This is a genomic window from Micromonospora sp. NPDC047644 (assembly GCF_040704315.1).
GTDB lineage: Bacteria > Actinomycetota > Actinomycetes > Mycobacteriales > Micromonosporaceae > Micromonospora.
In genome coordinates, this window is record NZ_JBEYSY010000008.1 from 266,059 (window position 1) to 284,423 (window position 18,365).

12 protein-coding genes and 1 pseudogene are annotated in these 18,365 nt (G+C 70.5%); 9 read left to right on the plus strand and 4 right to left on the minus strand.

Annotated elements, in window-relative coordinates; all coding sequences use genetic code 11:
• Window positions 1–148: 148 nt before the first annotated feature.
• Window positions 149–1,168, plus strand: a complete 1,020-nt coding sequence (locus AB0877_RS15735) for a LacI family DNA-binding transcriptional regulator (protein WP_366609330.1) — start codon at window positions 149–151, stop codon at window positions 1,166–1,168.
• 6 nt (window positions 1,169–1,174) lie between these two features.
• Here the strand turns inward: AB0877_RS15735 and AB0877_RS15740 are convergent, their stop codons facing one another.
• Complete coding sequence (locus AB0877_RS15740; protein ID WP_366609331.1) at window positions 1,175–1,879, minus strand: ElyC/SanA/YdcF family protein; 705 nt, start codon at window positions 1,877–1,879, stop codon at window positions 1,175–1,177.
• 244 nt (window positions 1,880–2,123) lie between these two features.
• Between AB0877_RS15740 and AB0877_RS15745 the strand changes: the two genes are divergently transcribed.
• Entirely contained in the window at window positions 2,124–3,074 is a 951-nt protein-coding gene (locus tag AB0877_RS15745; protein WP_366609332.1) for a hypothetical protein, read from the plus strand.
• A 547-nt stretch (window positions 3,075–3,621) separates the two neighbouring features.
• Here the strand turns inward: AB0877_RS15745 and AB0877_RS15750 are convergent.
• On the minus strand, window positions 3,622–4,956 hold the full coding sequence (locus tag AB0877_RS15750) for a PHB depolymerase family esterase (RefSeq protein WP_366609333.1): 1,335 nt from the start codon (window positions 4,954–4,956) through the stop codon (window positions 3,622–3,624).
• A gap of 525 nt (window positions 4,957–5,481) precedes the next feature.
• Between AB0877_RS15750 and AB0877_RS15755 the strand changes: the two genes are divergently transcribed.
• Window positions 5,482–7,542, plus strand: coding sequence for a cellulose binding domain-containing protein (locus AB0877_RS15755; RefSeq protein ID WP_366609335.1), 2,061 nt, complete (start codon window positions 5,482–5,484; stop codon window positions 7,540–7,542).
• Window positions 7,543–7,621: 79 nt separating this feature from the next.
• On the opposite strand, the gene AB0877_RS15760 is transcribed toward AB0877_RS15755, so the two are convergent.
• A complete protein-coding gene (locus AB0877_RS15760; RefSeq protein WP_366609336.1) occupies window positions 7,622–10,381 on the minus strand; it encodes a BTAD domain-containing putative transcriptional regulator in 2,760 nt (919 codons plus the stop codon).
• A 132-nt stretch (window positions 10,382–10,513) separates the two neighbouring features.
• Between AB0877_RS15760 and AB0877_RS15765 the strand changes: the two genes are divergently transcribed.
• The 4 genes and pseudogenes from AB0877_RS15765 to AB0877_RS15780 form a co-directional block, all read left to right on the plus strand.
• On the plus strand, window positions 10,514–10,906 hold the full coding sequence (locus tag AB0877_RS15765) for a hypothetical protein (RefSeq protein ID WP_366609338.1): 393 nt from the start codon (window positions 10,514–10,516) through the stop codon (window positions 10,904–10,906).
• Window positions 10,903–11,280, plus strand: coding sequence for a hypothetical protein (locus AB0877_RS15770; protein ID WP_366609339.1), 378 nt, complete (start codon window positions 10,903–10,905; stop codon window positions 11,278–11,280). Before AB0877_RS15765 ends, AB0877_RS15770 begins: the two co-directional genes overlap by 4 nt.
• Before the next feature lie 166 nt (window positions 11,281–11,446).
• The gene (locus AB0877_RS15775) at window positions 11,447–12,259 is read left to right on the plus strand and encodes an SAM-dependent methyltransferase (protein ID WP_366609340.1); all 813 of its coding nucleotides are present in this window, start codon (window positions 11,447–11,449) and stop codon (window positions 12,257–12,259) included.
• Window positions 12,260–12,553: 294 nt separating this feature from the next.
• Window positions 12,554–12,643, plus strand: a pseudogene (locus AB0877_RS15780) (DUF397 domain-containing protein); the annotation flags it as partial.
• Window positions 12,644–12,710: 67 nt separating this feature from the next.
• Here the strand turns inward: AB0877_RS15780 and AB0877_RS15785 are convergent.
• Window positions 12,711–15,515: a M14 family zinc carboxypeptidase gene (locus tag AB0877_RS15785; RefSeq protein ID WP_366609342.1), complete on the minus strand. Its 2,805-nt coding sequence runs from the start codon at window positions 15,513–15,515 to the stop codon at window positions 12,711–12,713.
• 168 nt (window positions 15,516–15,683) lie between these two features.
• On the opposite strand from AB0877_RS15785, the gene AB0877_RS15790 reads away from it, so the two are divergent.
• Together AB0877_RS15790 and AB0877_RS15795 are read left to right on the plus strand one after the other, a co-directional pair.
• Window positions 15,684–16,067: a hypothetical protein gene (locus AB0877_RS15790; RefSeq protein WP_366609344.1), complete on the plus strand. Its 384-nt coding sequence runs from the start codon at window positions 15,684–15,686 to the stop codon at window positions 16,065–16,067.
• A 195-nt stretch (window positions 16,068–16,262) separates the two neighbouring features.
• Complete coding sequence (locus tag AB0877_RS15795; protein WP_366609346.1) at window positions 16,263–18,356, plus strand: hypothetical protein; 2,094 nt, start codon at window positions 16,263–16,265, stop codon at window positions 18,354–18,356.
• The last annotated feature ends 9 nt before the right edge of the window (window positions 18,357–18,365 follow it).

The window sequence follows — 18,365 nt, forward strand, 5'->3', positions numbered from 1 at the left end:
GGAAGCTCTCCTTACGCTAGCCGGTCCTTTCGCAATAGGACAGAGGTCTTGACCGCTGGGACAACAGCTCGTAGCGTGCCGGCCATCGATCGGCATTACCGGCGAAGCATTGAAAGTTTCGGAGATCCATAGCTCCGCAGGGGGGACCGTGGGTACGGAGAACGGCCGAAACGTCACCATCGCCATGATCGCGCGGTTGGCCGGAGTTTCCGTGCCCACCGTCTCCCGGGTCATCAACGGCCGATCCGACGTCGCCCCCGACACCCGGGAACGCGTCGAGGAACTACTGAACCGGCACGGCTACCGTCGCCGCTCGCCGTCGCGGCGTACCGACGCCGCCCTCATCGATCTGGTCTTCAACGACCTGGACAGCCCGTGGGCCGTGGAGATCATCCGTGGGGTGGAGGACGTCGGCCAGACCAGTGGCGTCGGCACCGTCGTGTCGGCCATCCACTGGCGCATCTCCTCGGCCAAGCAGTGGCTGGACAACATGCGGACGCGTTCCACCGAGGGAATCATCTTCGTGACCTCGATGGTGAATCCACCGTTGCAGGCCGAGCTGCGCCGGCTGCACCTGCCGGTCGTCATCATCGACCCGGCCGGGGTCGACCCCCAGGAGTCACCCACCATCGGCGCCACCAACTGGGCGGGCAGCCTCAGCGCCAACCAGTACCTGATCAGCCTCGGTCACCGCCGCATCGGCTTCATCGCTGGGCCGCCGCACCTGATGTGCAGTCGGGCTCGGATGGACGGTTACCGCGCCGCCCTCGGCGCCGCCGGGATCCCCATCGACGACGCCCTGATCCGCCCCGGCAACTTCTATCACGAGGCCGGCTTCACCGCGGGCACCCAACTGCTGGCCCTGCCCGACCCGCCCACCGCCATCTGCGCCTCCAGCGATCAGATGGCCCTCGGCGTCTACGAGGCGGTCCGTAAACGGGGTCTGCGGGTGCCCGACGACATCAGCGTGGTCGGCTTCGACGATCTGCCGGAGGTGCGCTGGTGCTCACCGCCGCTGACCACCGTCCGGCAACCCCTGGCCGAGATGGGCATGCTGGCCGCGCGGACCGTGCTGCGCCTCGCCGGCGGCGAGCGGACCGAGAGCCCTCGGGTCGAACTCGCCACCGAACTCATCGTCCGCGACAGCGCCGCGCCAAGACGATCGTGACCCTGCCTAGTCGCTGCGCAACGCGTCGTCGACGCCTGTCTCCCGGCGGCCGAGGTGCGCCGGATCCCGACCGGAGAGCAACTCCAGCGCGGCCTTCAGGCAGGCGCCGTTCTCCCGGTACGAACTGAACCACCACGTCTGGGCGTACCGCTTCGCGCTGTCGTCGCCCACGCCGTTGGCGTCGATGCCGAGGCGGCGGCACAGCGCCACGGCGCGCGGAAGATGGAAGGTCTGGGTCACCACCGTGGCCCGCCGCACCCCGAAGATCCGCTCAGCGCGCGCACATGAGTCGTAGGTGTCGAAACCGGCGTAGTCCGGCACCACCTTGTGCGCTGGCACGCCCCGCTCGACCAGCCAGTTCCGCATCGCGGCCGGCTCGTTGTAGTCGGCGTTCATGTTGTCGCCCGACACGAGGATCGCCCGCACCTTGCCGGCGTCGAACAGCCGCCGCGCGATCTCCAACCGGGCGGCGAGGACGGGTGAGGGCGTGCCGTCGGCGTCCACCTTGGTGCCCAGGACCAGGGCGACCGGGGCGACCGGCACCTCGGACTCGCCGTAGAGGTGGCCCTGCGCGATGTCGCGGATCCACGTCACGCTGGCCATCGTGCTGCCGGTCAGCACCACGGTCCCCACCGCGAGCGCGACGACCGTACGACGGACCAACGGGTGCTTCCCGTACCAGCGTCTGGCCGCGCCGAATCGTCCCCGCATGCCGCAAGGCTATTGCGCCCGCGCTCGCGGCTGTCGTCGGCGTCGCTGTCGCCCCGGTGCGGCAGCCGAATCAGCGGTCAGCACCGGGGTATGTGCCGCCCGTCGTGGTCGGGGTCGCGTCGTGAGTCGCCTTTCCGACTGACCTGCGGCTCAGGGGCGTGCGTCTGCTTCGGTATCCGGGTCACGTGCCCAGCAACCGACGGGAGGGCAGATGGTCGCGGCACCCGAGTTGAGGACGTCAGCGGTGTCGGATGGGTTCGCCTGCGTGAACTGTGGTGACACCGTCCACGGCAGGGCCAACACGCGTCGGCGTGGTCCGGACATCGCCTGGTACGCGCACTGTCCTCCGTGCGCGGCGCTGGTCGCGGACCAGATGGAGCCTCTCGGCGTCCTTCCGGCCGAAAGCGGCGTCGACATCCACCGGTGCCGCGGCTGCGGCAACCACCGGATCTGCCGCAAGGGTTGGCGGACCCGCTGCCACATCTGCCTCGACGAGCGCTCCTCGGGATCAGCGCTCGACAGCGGCCGGGAGCTGCTTTCCCGGCTGTCGGCGGAGCCGGCACTGGCTCACCAGGTACGCCAGTTCGCCGATGTGGCCACCGACGATGCTGTCTCACCGCGCGCCGCCGCCGAGTTCCGCGCCGCGGTAGCGCTCGGCAATGATCTCGACCGCCGTCGCGGCGACGGCTGGACTGATCTGGCCGGGGACGTTCACGGCCTACCCTGGTTCGGGCAACGGCGGCAACCCATGTCGCACGGGACCTGGGGCGTGCATCTCCGGTGCGGGTCCTGGCAGCGGCTGACCGGCCCGGGTAAGGGCTGCGTCACCTGTCCGCCGGAGGCCGGTGACCGGTCGTTCGCGGCGTTGCGGGACACGCCCTACCTGCTCTACCTGTTCAGGCATCGCGGGCTGCTGAAGTTCGGCGTGGGCGGGATGCCGAGGGTGCGGGAGCATCTCCGTGGGGGTGCCGAACTGCTGGAGGTCGTCGAGGGCCGGCACGCTGACGTCATCGCCGCCGAGGCGATCCTCAAGCGCCGTAAGCGGGAGGCGGCGAAGCCGCTGCGGGAGTGGCGGAAGCGGCGGATGCCGACCAGCTTCGGCAGGGGTACCGAGGTGGTCCGCACCCGCGTGCGGATCCGGTTGACGGACGTCCTGCCGGACGGCGTGGATGTCAGCGACCGCTTCGGTCGATAGCCGCCTCCTCGGTCCGTAAGGTAGCCGAGCTGCCGTCGCGAAAACCTCAGAGGCGGCGGTGTCGGTGAGCGGCAGCCCCTCCAGAGCGGCGGAGAAGGCGATTGTCTATGGACAATTGCTTACTGTTAACGTTAACGTGACGGACAGTCGTCAATGCTCGACCGATCTCAGGCCGCTGTGACGGAGCTGTCGCCATTGGCCCGGGGCGTGACAGATGACGATCGTGGCGTGGGGCGGGTGGCACGTGGCCGGCGCGAGACGGCCCGAGACCACCACCGGGCGACCCGCGCGCCACGCGGCCGAGGCGTGAACGGCCACCGGGATTCCAGGGCACCGCAGCAGCCGGGACAGTCGTGCGACGACGACCGGCCCGCCCACCTGCCAGCGCACCGCTGAGCAGTGGCCCGCAGTTGGGCCGCCCTGATGGCGACCGTCGATCCCGGCCCTGGCCGCCGGGTTGCGTCCCGCTGTTCGGAGTCCGGGCCCGAGCAGCGGGACGCACACCCGCACGACCAACCGACGGGGTACGCCGCCGTCGGTCACCGCGTCAGCTTCGGGACCACCGTTGGCTGTTCGAGCCGTTGCAGCTCGACAGGACCGCAGGGGTGCCGTTGGCGGTTCCGCCGGCGTTGGGCGTCAGGCACAGGCCGGACTGCGCTCCGGTCACCGTGCCATCGGTGTTGACGTTCCACTGCTGGTTGGTGCCGCCGTTGCAGTCCCAGATGATCACCCGGGTGCCCGGCGAGGTCCCGGCGCCCTCGGCGTCCAGGCACTTCGTGCCGTACACCTGGAGTTGTTTCGCGGCGGTCGGCGTCCACTGCTGGTTGGTGCCGCCGTTGCAGTCCCACAACGTCAGTTGGGTGCCGTTGGTATGCGACCGCGACGGGACGTCGAGGCAGCGGTTGGCGGCGGCGTTGCGCAGCGGCGCGGACGTGCCGGCGGGTGGCGGCGTGGTGGGGTTGGTGGTGTCGAAGCCGAGGAACCGGATGGCCTGCGCGGCGTCGAACGGGATGGAGTGGCCGTACCCCTGGAAGCTGATCGCCTCGACGGGCGCCGTGCCGCCGGTCCCTCCGTACCGGGTACGGACGGCGCTGGCCTGCGGGGAGTCGGTGAAGCTGGGGGTCTGCGACACGCCCTGCACGTTGGTCCACTGCTTGATCTGCTCGCCGAAGTTGACGTAGCTCAACGTGGTGTCCGTGGTGCCGTGCCAGATCTGGAACCGGGGTCGCTTGCCGGAGTAACCGGGGTAGGCGTTGCGGACCAGGTCACCCCACTGCTGCCCGGTCCGGACGATTCGACCGCCGGAGCACTCGCTGTTCCACTCCGCGCCGTTGGTGGTGGCGAAGCACCCGAACGGGACCCCGGAGGAGCTGAACCCGGCGTGGAACAGATCCGGGTAGAGGCCGACCATGACGTTGGTCATCATGGCGCCGGAGGAGAACCCACCCACGCCGATCCGGTTGGCGTCGACCGGGTAGCGGCTCCGCACGTGGTCGACCATGGACTTGAGGCCCACCGGGTCGCTGCCGCCGTCGCGCCGCAGGGCCTGCGGTGACGATACGTCCCAACACTTGCTGCTCCGGGTCACCGACGGGTAGATCACGATGAAGCCGTAGCGGTCGGCGAGGGTGCTCAGGCCGAAGCCGCTGTGCACCGCCGGACCGCTGCCCGTGCAGTAGTGCAGGGCGAGGAGCAGGGCCGGCTGAGCCGCGACCCGGTCCGGCACGTACAGGTGCATCTGGAGGTTCGTCGGGTTGGTGCCGAAGTTGGTCACCTGGGTGAGCGTCGCGGCCGACGCCGGGGTGGCGACCGTGACCACTGCCGTCATCGTCGCCAGGGTCGTCGCCAGCGCGGCGGCCAGCAGTGCGATCCTTGATCTCATCGGCGGCTCCTCTTGTCGTGAGTGGGGGACCCGGCGGCGGTCCGGCGCAGGCGCGTCGACGACGACGTACGGGTGGTTCCGGGCGCGCGACGGCCGCCGCGGGTCACCGGCGGCTGCTGACGGATCCTGATGCGACGTCCACCTGCCCAGGGACGTCCTGGCCACTGAGGTCGAGCCAGCGATGGGCCTCCCGGTGAGCCGCGCGCGCTGATCGCCTCGCATCGACTGTGAGCGATAACATGCCGTTCGTCAACCTGTAATGTCCGATGATTGTCGATCACATGTCGGGGCGTTCACGGCTTCCACGGCTTGAGATTGTCCAACCGACAGTGCCATTGTGGTACGTCGATGAACAGCCGCGCGCGGGGCTGACGTCCGTCCACTGGGCAGCCGGGATCCAGAGGTGATCTCGGGGGGCGGTGACACGAGCGATGGACCAACCCGAGTCTGCCGTCCCCGAGATCGCCCGTCACCGGTCGCACCCTGACCGGTCGGGCGGCTAGTCTGCGCGAAGGAACCCCGCCCATGCGTAAACCGAAGACCCGAGCAGCACTCCTGGCGGGCTTGCTGCTCGCCGCGAGCGCGCTCGCGGGCCTCAACCCACCAACCGCCAGCGCGGCGGCCGACCCGGTCACCGTGACCGTCAACACCCGCGCGGGACTGGCGAGCGTCCCGGACACCGCTCTCGGCGTCAACCACGCCATCTGGGACTCGAACATCGGCACCGCCGAGACATCGGACCTGCTCAGGAACGCCGGTGTGCAGATGATGCGCTACCCCGGCGGCTCGTACGCCGACATCTACCACTGGAAGGATCACACCGCGCCCGGCGGTTACGTCGCGCCGGGCACCGACTTCGACACCTTCATGGCGGCGGTCCGGCGCGTCGGCGCGCAGCCGATGATCATCGCGAACTACGGCACCGGCTCGCCCGCCGAGGCAGCCGACTGGGTGCGGTACGCCAACGTGACAAAGGGCTACGACGCGCGTTACTGGACCGTCGGCAACGAGAACTACGGCAACGGCCACTACGGATCCGCGTGGGAGGCCGACGACCACCCCGACAAGAGCGCCACACAGTACGCGAGGCTGGTGGTCGAGTACGCCGACGCGATGAAGGCGGTCGACCCGAGCATCAAGGTCGGAGCGGTGCTGACCATGCCGGGCAACTGGCCGGACGGGATCACCGCCGGGAGCGATCCGGGCCCGTGGAACCAGACCGTGCTCTCCATCGCCGGCCCGAAGATCGACTTCGTGGACGTGCACTGGTACCCGGGCGGCACCGCCGCCGAGTCGCTGGCCCGCGTCAACCACCTCCCCGACGCCACCTACCTGCTGCGACAGCAGCTCGCCCGGTACGCCGGCCCGAACGCCGACCGCATCGGCATCAGCTTCACCGAGCTGAACGTCGACGCCGGCCGGAACACCCAACCGGCCGCGCTGTTCCTTGCCGACGTCTACAGCGGCCTGCTGGAGAACGGCGTCTTCACCGCCCACTGGTGGAACGTGCACAACGGCATGGGCACCGTGACGCAGGTGGCCGGTCAGACCGACTACGGCGACTTCGGGATGCTCTCCAGCGGAGCCTGCACCGAGGACGGCTCGGTCTGTCAACCGCCGCTGAACACACCGTTCGCGCCGTACCACGGGCTGAGCATGATGAAGCTCTTCGCGAAGACCGGCGACCAGTTCGTTCGCGCTGGCACCGACGAGCCTCTGGTCACCGCCCACGCCGTCCGCCGGAGCAACGGTGACCTCGCCGTGCTGCTGGTGAACAAGGACCCGGACAACGACCACCCGGTCACCATCGACTACTCCGGGTTCACCCCGTCGACCGTCGCGCCGACGGTGTCCACCCTCGCCAACGGGGCCACCGGCATCGTCACCAGCCAGTCCGGCTCGGCGACCAGCCGGACGCTGCCCGCGTACTCGCTGACCACGCTCGTGCTGCGTGCTGCCGGCACCACCGCCGGACGGCCGGCGACACCGGGCCAGCCGACCGCGAGCGGCGTCACCGACCGCGCCGCGACGATCACCTGGCCGGCGTCCGCCCCGGGCGCCAGCCCGATCGCGAAGTACGAGGTGTACCGGCAGTACGGCGCGGTCAGCGAGCAGGTCGGCGAGACGACGAGCACCTCGTTCACCGTCGACAACCTCGTGCCGGGCAGCAGGTACACCGTCAACGTGCTGGCCCGCGACACCGCCGGGCGGATCTCCTGGGCCTCACCGCCGCTCACCTTCGCCACCGGCAGCCCTGCCGCCAGTACGTGCACCGTCCGCTTCAGCGCCAACAACGACTGGGGCAACGGTTACGTCGGTGGCGTCGAGATCATCAACAACGGGTCCAGCCCGATCAACGGCTGGACGCTCACCTGGACCTGGCCCACCGGTTGGCAACAGGTGAGCAGCGGTTGGAGCGCCACCTGGGAACAAGTCGGCACCGCGGTGCGGGTCACGCCCACCACCGACAACCGGCAGATCGCCCCCGGTGGCACGGTGAGCGCCGGCTTCGTCGGCGCGTACGGCGGGCCGAACGTGCTGCCCACGGCGTTCACCCTTAACGGCACCATCTGTAGCACCAGCTGACACCACTGTGGTCCGGTCGACCCGTTCGCCTGGTCGGCCGGACCACCACGTGCCGCACCCGCGAGCCGCGGTCGCTGTGTCACGGCGAGTCGGCGCTGTCGAGTCGACGGCGCAACTCGGCGATCTCCACCGGATTGTCGTCGGTGAGCTGGCGCAACGCCCGCAGCCAGGTGTCCCGGGCCGCCTCGACGTCACCCGCGTCGTGCAGGACGTCGCCCAGCCGGGTCGACGTCTCAGCCACGCCCCACCGGTCATCCGACTGCTCGTAGAGCTCCAGCGCCCTCCGATAGCAGGCGCCTGCCTCGTCGGAGTCACCCCGCTGATGGTGGACGTAGCCGAGGCTGTCCCAGGTCTTGGCCGCCCCGGTCAGGTTGCCGACCTCCTCGTGCAACGCGAGGGCGCGCTGGCAGTGGTCGGCGGCCCGATGATGGTCGCCGAGACGGGCGTGATCCCAGCCGATGGCGTTGAGGGCCTTCGCCCGCCCGACCAGGTGGCCGACCTCGCCGAAGAGGGCGAGGGCCCGCTCGTCGCACTCCAGCGCCTCCCGGTGCTGGCCCTGCCCCTCGTACACCCAGCCCAGGTAGAGCGCGACGTACGCCTCGCCGACCCGGTCGCCAAGCCGCCCGAACAGCTCGCCGGCGCACCGAAGGTGGTCCAGCCCGTCGGCCAGCTCGCCGAGCTGGTGCAGCGCCAGGCCGAGATCGCGGTGGCCGTGTGCCTCCCCGACGAGGTCACCCACCCGCGCCGCCGCGGTCACCGCGGTCCGCTGGGCCGCGGCCAGATCCGACCATCGCGACAGCCTGCTGAGGTAGGTGGTGACGGCCCAGGCCAGCCGCCAGGCGTGACCGTCCAGGCCGGATTCGGCGGCCTGGTCGATGGCGGCGAGAAGCACGGGCCGTTCGGCGTCGAGCCACTGCTGTGCCTGCTCGCTGTCGGTGAACGACGCGACGGCCGTCCCGGCGGTCGGCGGTGGCAGGTCGATGCGGTCCCGATGCGGCTCGATCGTCAGCGCGGCAGCGTGAGCCGTGTGCAGCCAGTGGTCGTACAGCCGGCGCACCGCGGGTGCCCGGTCGTTGTCGTCCAGCAGCTCGCCGGCGTACGCCCGCAGCAGGTCGTGGCACGTATGGCGATCCGGGCCGGTGAGGTCCACCAGGTGGGCCCCGAGCAGCTCGTCGAGCGGTTCACGCACCTGCGCAACGGGCAGCCCGACGAGGCTGGCCACCGCCGGCAGGCTGACGTCCGGGCCGGCGTAGAGCGCGAGAAGGCGGAACAGCGTGGCCGCCGGCGCGCTGAGCGCCCGACAGGACGCGGCGATGACCGACCGCACGTCGGCGACGGCGTCGCGGTCGGCCAGGGCGTCCAACCCAAGGTGTTGATCGGTGAGTTCGTCGGCCAGGTCCTGGAGCGACAGGGCCGGGTTCGTGGCGGCCCGGGCCGCCACGATCGAGAGGGCGAGCGGCAGGCCGGCGCAGGCGGAGACGATGCTGGCCGCCGCGTCCGCCTCGGTCGAGAGCCGGTCCGGGCCGAGCCGGCCGGCGAGGAGGTCAAGGGCCTCGTTCCGGCTCAGGCAGCCGAGTGGCAGCGGACGGATCCCTTCGGTCGCGACCAGGCCCGACATCTGATTCCGGCTGGTCACCAGGACCGCGCAACTGGCCGAGCCCGGCAGCAGCGGGCGGACCTGATCGGGGTCCCGGGCGTCGTCGAGCACGATCAGCATCCGTCGGTCGGCCACCAGGCTCCGGTACAACCCGATCTGGGAGTCGAGGTCCGCCGGCACGGCGTCCGTCGCGACGTCGAGCGCGTCCAGAATCGCGCGTACCGCGCCGGCCGGGCTCATCGGCGGTTCGGTGGGATGAAAGCCGCTGAGGTTGACGAAGAGCTGACCGTCCGGGTACCGGTCGAGGTGGCCGGCTGCCCAGTGCAGCGCGAGCCAGGTCTTGCCGATCCCGCCGGTGCCGCTCACCGCCACCGCGGTAGCGGTCGTTTCCCCGTACGGCAGCAGGGCCGCGTCGAGCTGCGCCAGATCCTCGGACCGGCCGGTGAACGACCCGGACGGCATCGGCAGTTGTCGGGGGACCGGTGAGCCGGCCGGGGGCGGGTCCGCCGCGACATCCGGCGTCAGGATCGACCGGTGCAGCTGCTGAAGATGCGGGCTCGGCTCCACACCGAGTTCCTCGACCAGCAGGTCCCGAAAACGCCGGTAGTGTTCCAGCGCCTCGGCCGAGCGGCCGGCGCCGGAGAGCGCGAGCATCATCTGGCCGGCCAGACGCTCGTTCAACGGTTGCCCCGACCCGAGCCGCGACAGGTCCGCCAGCACCTCGTCGTGGTGGCCGACCCGCAGCGCCGCATCGACGCGTTCGAGCTCCGCTGTGAGCTTCTCCTGCTCCAGATCCGTCCGCACGCTGTCGAGCCAGAATGCGTCCAGCCCGGAGAACGGGTCACCGCGCCAGAGACCGAGTGCCCTGTCGAACAGGGCGAGGCGGTCGTCCTCGGACCGTTCGGCGCGGGCCCTGTCCCGCAGATGGCGGAAGCGGTGCAGGTCCACCGCCAGCTCGTCGGCGGCCAGCAGATAGCCGCCGGACCGGCGAGTGATCGCCGCGTCGGAGACGTCGGCCAGACTGCGGCGCAAGCGGTACAGGTAGCCGTAGAGGGTGTCCCGGGCGCGTTGCGGTGGGCTGTCGCCCCAGACCCGGTCGATGAGCTGGTCGACGGAGACGGCCCGATTGACGTCGACGAGCAGCGCGGCCAGGACGCATTGCTGTCGGGCGTGCCCGAGGGCGACCGGGCGGTCGTCGACGGTCGCCACGACGTCCCCGAGCAAGCCGAATCGCACCGCCACCCGCGTCTCCTCCCCGAGGCCCCGTCAATGCCTTACCCCGGTGGGACCAGCGGATACCAGATCCGTCCCAGACCGATCCCAGACCCGACGCCGATAGTCGGTCGGGACAGCCCAGGACGGGCTGGAAACGAGATGGAGGGCAACGACATGGGATGGCTGAAACGACCGCTCGTCGTCACCGCGACGACCGCGGCGGTCCTGCTGGGCACGGGCGGCATCGCCCACGCCGGAACCGACCGGGTGGCCACGATGTCCGGCGCGAAGGTGACGTTCACCAGTTACGGTGACTCGTTTTCGGTCTGCGACACCTCGACCGACGGGTTGAACGTCTACAACGAGTACAAGTACATCCGCAAGGACGGCAGTCTCCAGCACGACATCGAGTACAACGGCCTCGGTAGCGGGACCTGCGCCTCGTACGACCACAACTTCGGTGAGGGCCGCAGCGTCACCTTCCGTGCCTGCGCCGACATGCCGGGAATCATCCCGGACCCCTGCAGCAACTGGGTGGTGGGCGTCGCATGAGGACGGTCGGGAAGCTCAGTGTGGTTGCCGTCGCCGCGACGGCGACGATTCTCGCGACCGGAACCAGCGCGTACGCCGGGACCGACGCGTCGTCCTCGGTGACCGGCTCGTCGTCGCGGTTCATCAGCTACGGAGACAAGTTCGAGAACTGCGACACGTCCTCGGACGGCCTGATCTCGTACGTGGCCTTCGAGTACGTCCGCATCGACGGGTCCCTGCAGACCGGCTCGCACTACAACCCGGGAAGCAGCGGCGACTGCTCGCAGTGGGACCACAACTTCGGCGAGGGACGCACCGTCCGCTTCCGCTCCTGCGTGGACCAGCCCGCCTGGGCCACCGACACCTGTGACCGGTGGCGCAGCGGCGTCGCCTAGCGTCGGGTGACCTGGTCGCCGACCACGGCGACAGGTCACTGCCCCGCGCGAAGGACGCTCAACGGCCCGTCCCCGACCGATGTCTGGTCGGGGACGGGCGGGCGTAAATCGATCATTGTCGGCGTTATGCTGCGGGACCGGGCAGCGGGGGGAGAGGTGGTCGATCATGACGCAGTCGCAGTCGCAGTCGCAGCCGGAGGTAGCCCTGCAACCGGACAGGCCGAACGCGGCGCGGATGTTCGACTACTACCTCGGCGGGAAGGACAACTTCGCCGCCGACCGGGCCGCCGCCGAGATGGTGTTGCAGGTAGCGCCGTGGATGCCCGAGGCTGCCCGGCAGGGCCGTGACCTGATCGCCCGGACGGTCCGGCACCTCGTGCAGGAGCGGGGCATCCGACAGATCATCGACCTCGGGTCCGGGCTGCCGACCCGGGACAACGTCCACGAGATCGCGCACCGCGTCGACCCGGACGTGCGGGTCGTCTACGTCGACAACGATCCGGTGGTCTGTGCGCACGGCCGCGCCTTGCTCGCCGGCTCGCCGTCGGTGTCGGTGGTCCAGGCCGACCTGCGCGATCCCCGGCAGGTGCTCGACCACCCGGAGATCAGCGCCGCGGTCGACCTCGGTAGCCCGGTCGCGGTGCTGATGATGTTCGTGCTGCACCTGGTGCCCGACGAGCAGGACCCGCAGCGGATCGTGGCCACCTACCGCGACGCGCTCGCCCCCGGCAGCTACCTGGCGCTGTCGCACGCCAGCACCGACACGCACCCCGACCTGATGGCCCGGATCTCCGCTGTCTACGCGCGAGCGAACAGCCCCTTCGTGCCGCGGAGCCACGCGGACATCTCCCGGTTCTTCGGCGACTTCGTCCTGGAGTCGCCCGGCCTGGTCAACATGTGGCCGTACGCCGAACCGCCCTCCACCGAGGACCCACAGGTCGCCCGCACCGGCTACAGCGGCGTCGGCCGCAAGCCGTAAGCCGGCCTGCGCCACTCGGCCGAACTACCGCTGCGGCCTGGTCCGCTCGGATCCCGCCGTTGAGCGCCGCCCAGAGCAGGGTGCCCACCATGAGCAGCGCCGCCCCACCACCAGATCTTGGACAGTTTCCGTTACGCCGTAACGGAAACTGTCCAAGATCTGCTCGGGCCCTGGGCGAGAACGCCTCCACCGCGTTTCGGGGTCTCTTGCCAGCCGCGCCGGTGGTTACACTCCGCTGGGTAGGTGACTACGTTCAGGCAGTTCTCGCCGGGGTGATCTGACGAAGCGTTCTAGCGGGACTCGAAGGACCCCGAGGGGCCGGCGCTCGTCTTCGGGCCGGTGGCCTGGCGGGCGTTCGTCACCGAGGTAGCCCGGCGGCCGTAGCCCTCAGCACGCACGGAAGCGCCCGCCCCCAACGCGAGGGGCGGGCGCTTCGCCGTGCACGGGTCGGTCAGCTGACCACCGACCGCAACGGCACCTTCGCGTCGCGCAGGGCGCGTACCAGATCCCTCGCGAACGGGTGTTCGTCCACCTGGAGCCCCCGCGGGTTCGGGATCACGACGTACGCCGAGCCGTTCTTCTCGGACGCCTGCGCGTCGGTGCTGAAGCGTTCGACGATCGCCCGGGTGCGGGGCAGGTCGCCGGCCGCCACCTGGATGGTGATCGGCCGCCATCCGCCGCCGAGGTCCGGCGTCACCGGCGCGGCGGCGGCGCTGGCGCGCGCCGCGCCGACGCCGGCCGGTCGCCGCGCGTCGGGCGCGGTGGTCGCCGGGTAGAGCAGCGTGTTGGCGACCAGGTGCAGGCCATTTTCGTTGTACGCGCGGAAGAGCGGATTGAACGCGAACAGCACCGCCCGACCGGCGCCGGTCGGTTCGTCGACGACGGCCGCCGTGCCCTTCAACGTGTCCGCGCCGACGGTGAAACCGTTGGCCCAGAACGTGTCGCCAGTCGGGTAGGTGAGCACGTTCGTCCCGGTGGTGCTCGGGGTGAGGATCGGGTCGCTGTTGTTGAACTCGAAGTCCTCCGCCGGGCGACCCACCGCCACCGGGCTGTCCTGGTCGACGTCGACGCGCAGGTGCGAGCCGATCACCAGGTAGTCAGCAGGTTTCGTCTTCTCGGTGGTCGAGGTGAGCCCGGCGGCGCGGGCGATGCGGGTGCCCTCGTTGCGCAGCCCGAGGTAGGTGTGGCCCTGGCCGATCCAGTCACGCAGGTTGGCCTGCCCGGTGGCGGTCAGACCGCCGGTGGCGCTGCTGCCGTCCGGCACCACCAGCACGGTACGCCCGGTGAACGCCTCGGTGTTGTCGTTGATGTCGGCCGTGGTGACCGGAGTGAGGTCGAGCCCCCACCGCTTGCCGAGCACGTAGCGGGCCTCGCCGTGCGAACCGGAGGTGGTGGAGATGCCGGTGCCCTGGAACAGCCCCACGTCGGGCAGATCGAGGCGGGTGCCGGAGGGCCGACCACCCGGGGTGAGCGTGACACCCAGCCTCGTGGCCAGCTCGTCCACGGTCCGGCTCACCGTGGTGGCCGGGATGGCGACCCTGCTGGTCGTGAGATCCCGGACCAGGGGTACGCCACGGCCGAGCAGGGTGAAGGTGAACTCCGCGGCGGCGGCCGAATCCAGCGGGTACGTGTACGAGCCCCAGGGCCACGCCGCACCGGTGCGACCGCCGGAGACCTTGCGCACCAGTTCGGCCTTCGGCCGGACGGTGTCTCCGGTGTAGATGGTGTTGATGCCCATCAGCAGCGGGTTGCTCCAGGACGACACGTCGTAGAAGTACGGGAACGGGACGTACGGGTCCTCGCCCATGACGGCCTGGATCCAGTGCTTCTGCGGCTGGTCCATCGGAATCCAGTACGCGCCCTTGGGCACTGTCACGTTCGTGGCGCTGCGCCCGCCGAAGACCCGCGCGGTGGGCACCCGGGTCGCCCTCTGCACCTCGTACACCTCGACGTCCATCCGGCGTAGCCGCTCGACGAGTTGGCGGACGTCGGCGAGCTGCCGGTCGGGCAGCAGGAAGTACGAGCGGATGGTGAGGTCCGGCACCGGGAACTGCACCTCGTTCGTGGGCTGCACCACCTCGTTCGGCTCCAGCGTGCCCGCCCTGCCCTGGGCGAGCGCGTCGGTCCAGATGTCGAAGTAGCCGTCCAGCACCTCGCGCTTGTTCGCGGCGGCCCAGCCGAGCGTCGACCACTGGGTGTGGAACTGCTGCTGGACCCGGTCGGCCACCGCCGACGCGCTACCCTTCTCGTACGTCATGCCGGCCGCGCCGAAGCCGGTGGTCGGCACGGTGTCGCCGTAGCCCATGAAGAACATGTCGTACGTGTCGTAGTTGAAGTAGCACTCGGTGGTGACGGTGTCGTCGCAGGCCCCGTTGAAGCCGAAGCCGGCCTTGTTGGCCTCGCCGATGCGGTTGATCCAGTCCACCGCCTCGCCGGCGATCTCGTGGTGGATCGGATCGGCGTTGGGCGGGAAGAAGTACTGCCGGCCGCCCATCTCGTGGGCGTCGATGAGCACCTGCGGCGGGTAGCGGCGCAGCAGTTCGAGCTTGCCGTCGGTCTCCTGTTGGGTGCGGGCGAACCAGTCCCGGTTCAGGTCGAAGCCGAACTCGTTCTGCCGGCGGGTCGCGTCACGGCCGTCCGGGTTCTGGGTGGGGACGATGATGGTGACCAGGTTGTCGTTGCGCCGGGCGACATCGCAGGACAGGCCCGCGGCCAACTCGTACAGCGTCTTGAGCGCCGCGTCGGCGCCGCTCTTCTCTCCGCCGTGCACGTTCGCGGTGACCCAGACGATGGCCGGGCTGTCCTTCGCCGTCCGGGCGGCCGTCCGAGCGCTGGTCCGGCGTGGGTCGCGCAGGTCCCGGATGTCGTCGGCGATCTCGCGAAGCGCGGCGGGCCGCACGTGACGCTCGTTGGACACCACCGCGTACGGCAACGGCTGGCCGAGCACACTGGTGGTCATCACGCCGGTCACGACCCGGTTCGAGGCGCGATCGACCGCCCCGAGGTAGGTCCGGACCTCGTCGTTGGTGACGACCCGCTCCTGTCCCGCGCCGAGCGGGAAGCCGAGCACGGCGTCCGGGCTGGGCACTGTGGTCAGCCGGGCGGTCGGGTCGCTGCTGCACGGGGTCGGCCGGGGCGCGCTCGCGGCTGCCGGGCCGCTGAGCAGGGGAGCCGTACCGAGCAGGAGCGCGATCGTGGCGGCGCTGGCCAGCCGCTTCGCAGGGAGGGTCCAGAACGGACGCGACGATGGGACCATCTCTCGGGTTCCCTTCCTGGGGGAAAGCCTCGCAGTGGCCGGAGCCTATGGACGGGCGGACGCGACGGTCAAGCTCTGATCGACTCCGGTGACTGCGCGGGCTGCCGATGGTCACGCCGGCTGGCAGGATGACGCAGTGGGGTTGGCCTTCGCCGGAAGGAGAAGACGTTGCCCGCGTCTCAGGAGACGATCACGCTGTCGGTCTGTCCGGATCTTCCCTCTGCCGATGCTCGACGTTCTCTGGGGTCCTGGCTTCGCGCCGAGGACCGGCTGCGTGAGGGTGTGACCACCGCGCCCGCCGCGGCCGCCACCGACGTGCTGGTGGTCGCCGTCCACGATGGCGGTGCCGTCATGGTGCTGGTGCAGTCGATCGCCGGCTGGTTGACCCACCGCCGCGACGACGTGACGGTGCGGCTCACCCGTGCGGACGGCTGGTCGGCCGAGTTGGACGTGCGCGGTGCTCGTGACATGGATCAGGTGACGGCGCTCATCGCGAGCGCGGTGCGTGCTCCGGCCGATCACCGGCCGAGGGTCGAGACGAACGACCGCTGAGCCGCTTCGACCCGACCAGGTCGACCGGCTGCCCGAACCAAACAGTCGTCGATGCGTCAATCGCCTCGACGATGACCGATATCGATCGCCGCACCGTGACCCGATGCCGAGCTCCGAAGTGGATCGATGTCGGGTTCTCGACCCAGCGCTACCGCCCGAATCCCCTTGCCCGGACAGTGCACTGCGCCGGAGGAGGTGGGGACGTTGGGGCAACCGACGGGCGAGACCGTCATGATCCGGGACTGGTTCAGTGTGCCGCGGGTGTCCGCCGAGAACCGGGCGGCGGTCTACGGCCTACGGACCCAGGATCCGCGGGTGGAGTTCGTCGCGCTGACCGTACGGTACTGGGTGGACGCGCACGCCACCCGCTCGATGACCCGCGACCGGGTGGTGCAGGCGATGACCGGCCGCATCTCCGCCGACAACGTCTGGGACCTGGTCGCGATGCTGACGAGGCTCGGGCTGACCGAGAAGTTCTTCGACCTGGCGGCCTCCGACGTCGACGCGGACGGCGCGTTCCGCCGGTTCCTGCTCGGCCTCGACCCCGCGCTGCTCGACGCGATGCGCCACTACGCGGCCTGGAACGGCATCAATCCGAAGCTGTTCCTCGACGGCTTCCTGGTGGGCGTCGGGGAGTCGTTGGCGACCGTGGCGGTCGACCTCGGCAAACTCGTGCAGCTCGTCGGTCGGCTCCAGCAGGAGCAGTTCACCACCCTGATCGTGCTCACCGTGGACCCCCGGGCCGGCCTGCGACGCCTAGCCGAGCAGGCCACCGTCGTCCGCGAGGCGCTGGCCGGCGTCGTGGCCGCGCTGGACCCGAGCACCGTGCCCGAGCGGCTGTTGACGCTCTGGCGCGGCTGGGCGACGGAATTCGGGCGGCACCTGGAGGATCTCGACCCGTTCGCCGCCGGCCGGCTGCTCGGCCGGATCGCCGGCGACCTGTTCCAGGTGCTGACCGGCCTGGTCCACCTGGTCCGGCTACTCGGTGGCGTGGCGGTGCGCGCGGCGATCCGGTACGTGCCGCTGCTGATCGTGGGCGCCCGGGAGGCCGCCGCCGAGGTCCGTCTCCTGACCACCCAGATCGCCGCGCTGCTCGTCGCGATCGGCCGGGCGGCACTGCTCGCCACGCCGCAGGTGGGCCTGGCGGTGCTGCGTACTCTGTTCCCCCCGAAGGTGCTCGACGCGTTGTTCCGGCAGGGCCGGGCGCTGCTCGTCGACGCCGAGTTGACCCTGACGGTGTTCAACCAGGCCGCACACGCCGAGGCGTTCGCCGGGGCGGGTGCGGGCGCCCGGCTCAGCGCGCTGATCAGCGCCGACGGCAAGCCGGTCCTGATGGCGTGCATGTCGGAGACCGTGTCGTCGGCCGGTCGTTCGGCCACCCGGGCGGAGCTGAACCAGGCGCTCGACGAGATCATCAAGCGGGTCGAGGACCTGCGCGAGCTCAAACCCCCCAAGACCCCCCGCGACATCCGGGCCGCCGCGGTGCGGGCCGCCATCGCCCGCCAGCTCGAGCAGCGCCTGACCACCGTGTTCAACCGGGCATTGCAGACCGCCGCGTACGAGGAGTTCCGCGCGCTGCGCAAGGCCGGGCAGGCGCAGCCCTGGCGGCTCGGCCAACAGGTACACCGGCGGATGGCGGCCGAGACCGCCCAGTTGGTCGCCCGCTCGCCGGGATTGCAGCCGTTCGCGGAGAAGTCGCTGGCCACCGTCGTCGAGGCGGTCCGCGCGGCCAACCCGGAGCTGGCCGCGGCCCTGCGTGGCTCCGACGCGGTGCTCCGGCAGACGGTCGCCCAGCTCCTGCTCAGCCACCCGGACCGGGACCTGCTGCTGCGTCTCGTCGGGTTCACCAGGAGCCCGGCTGCGGCCGGCGCGGAGAAGGCGTTGGCCACCCACCTCGCCGAGCGGTTCGGCTGGAAGGCGTCCACCACCGTCGGTGAGCTTCGCAGCGACCTGCTGTTGGTCGATGCCGAGGCGGCCCGGGTCACCAACGTGGACTGGACCGCGTCGACGAAGCTGGAGCGCTTCGAGAAGACGTGGGGCACGGTCGCCGACGACCTCGGCGAGGCGTTCGACGGTCGCTGGGAGGCGATCGCGGACGCCTACCGGCGGGCCAGCAAGGGCGGCGTGCCGGCTGAGGTCGTCGCCGGCCTGGAGGAGCTGACGGCGCACGCGGTGCGGGAGACCGTCGTCCGGCAGGCCGCCCTGAGTCAGTTGTTTCCCGGGTTCTTCGTCACCTCGCACGAGATGACCTACCAGGGTCTGCACGCCCTCTACCAACTGCCACTCTAGAAGGAGCAC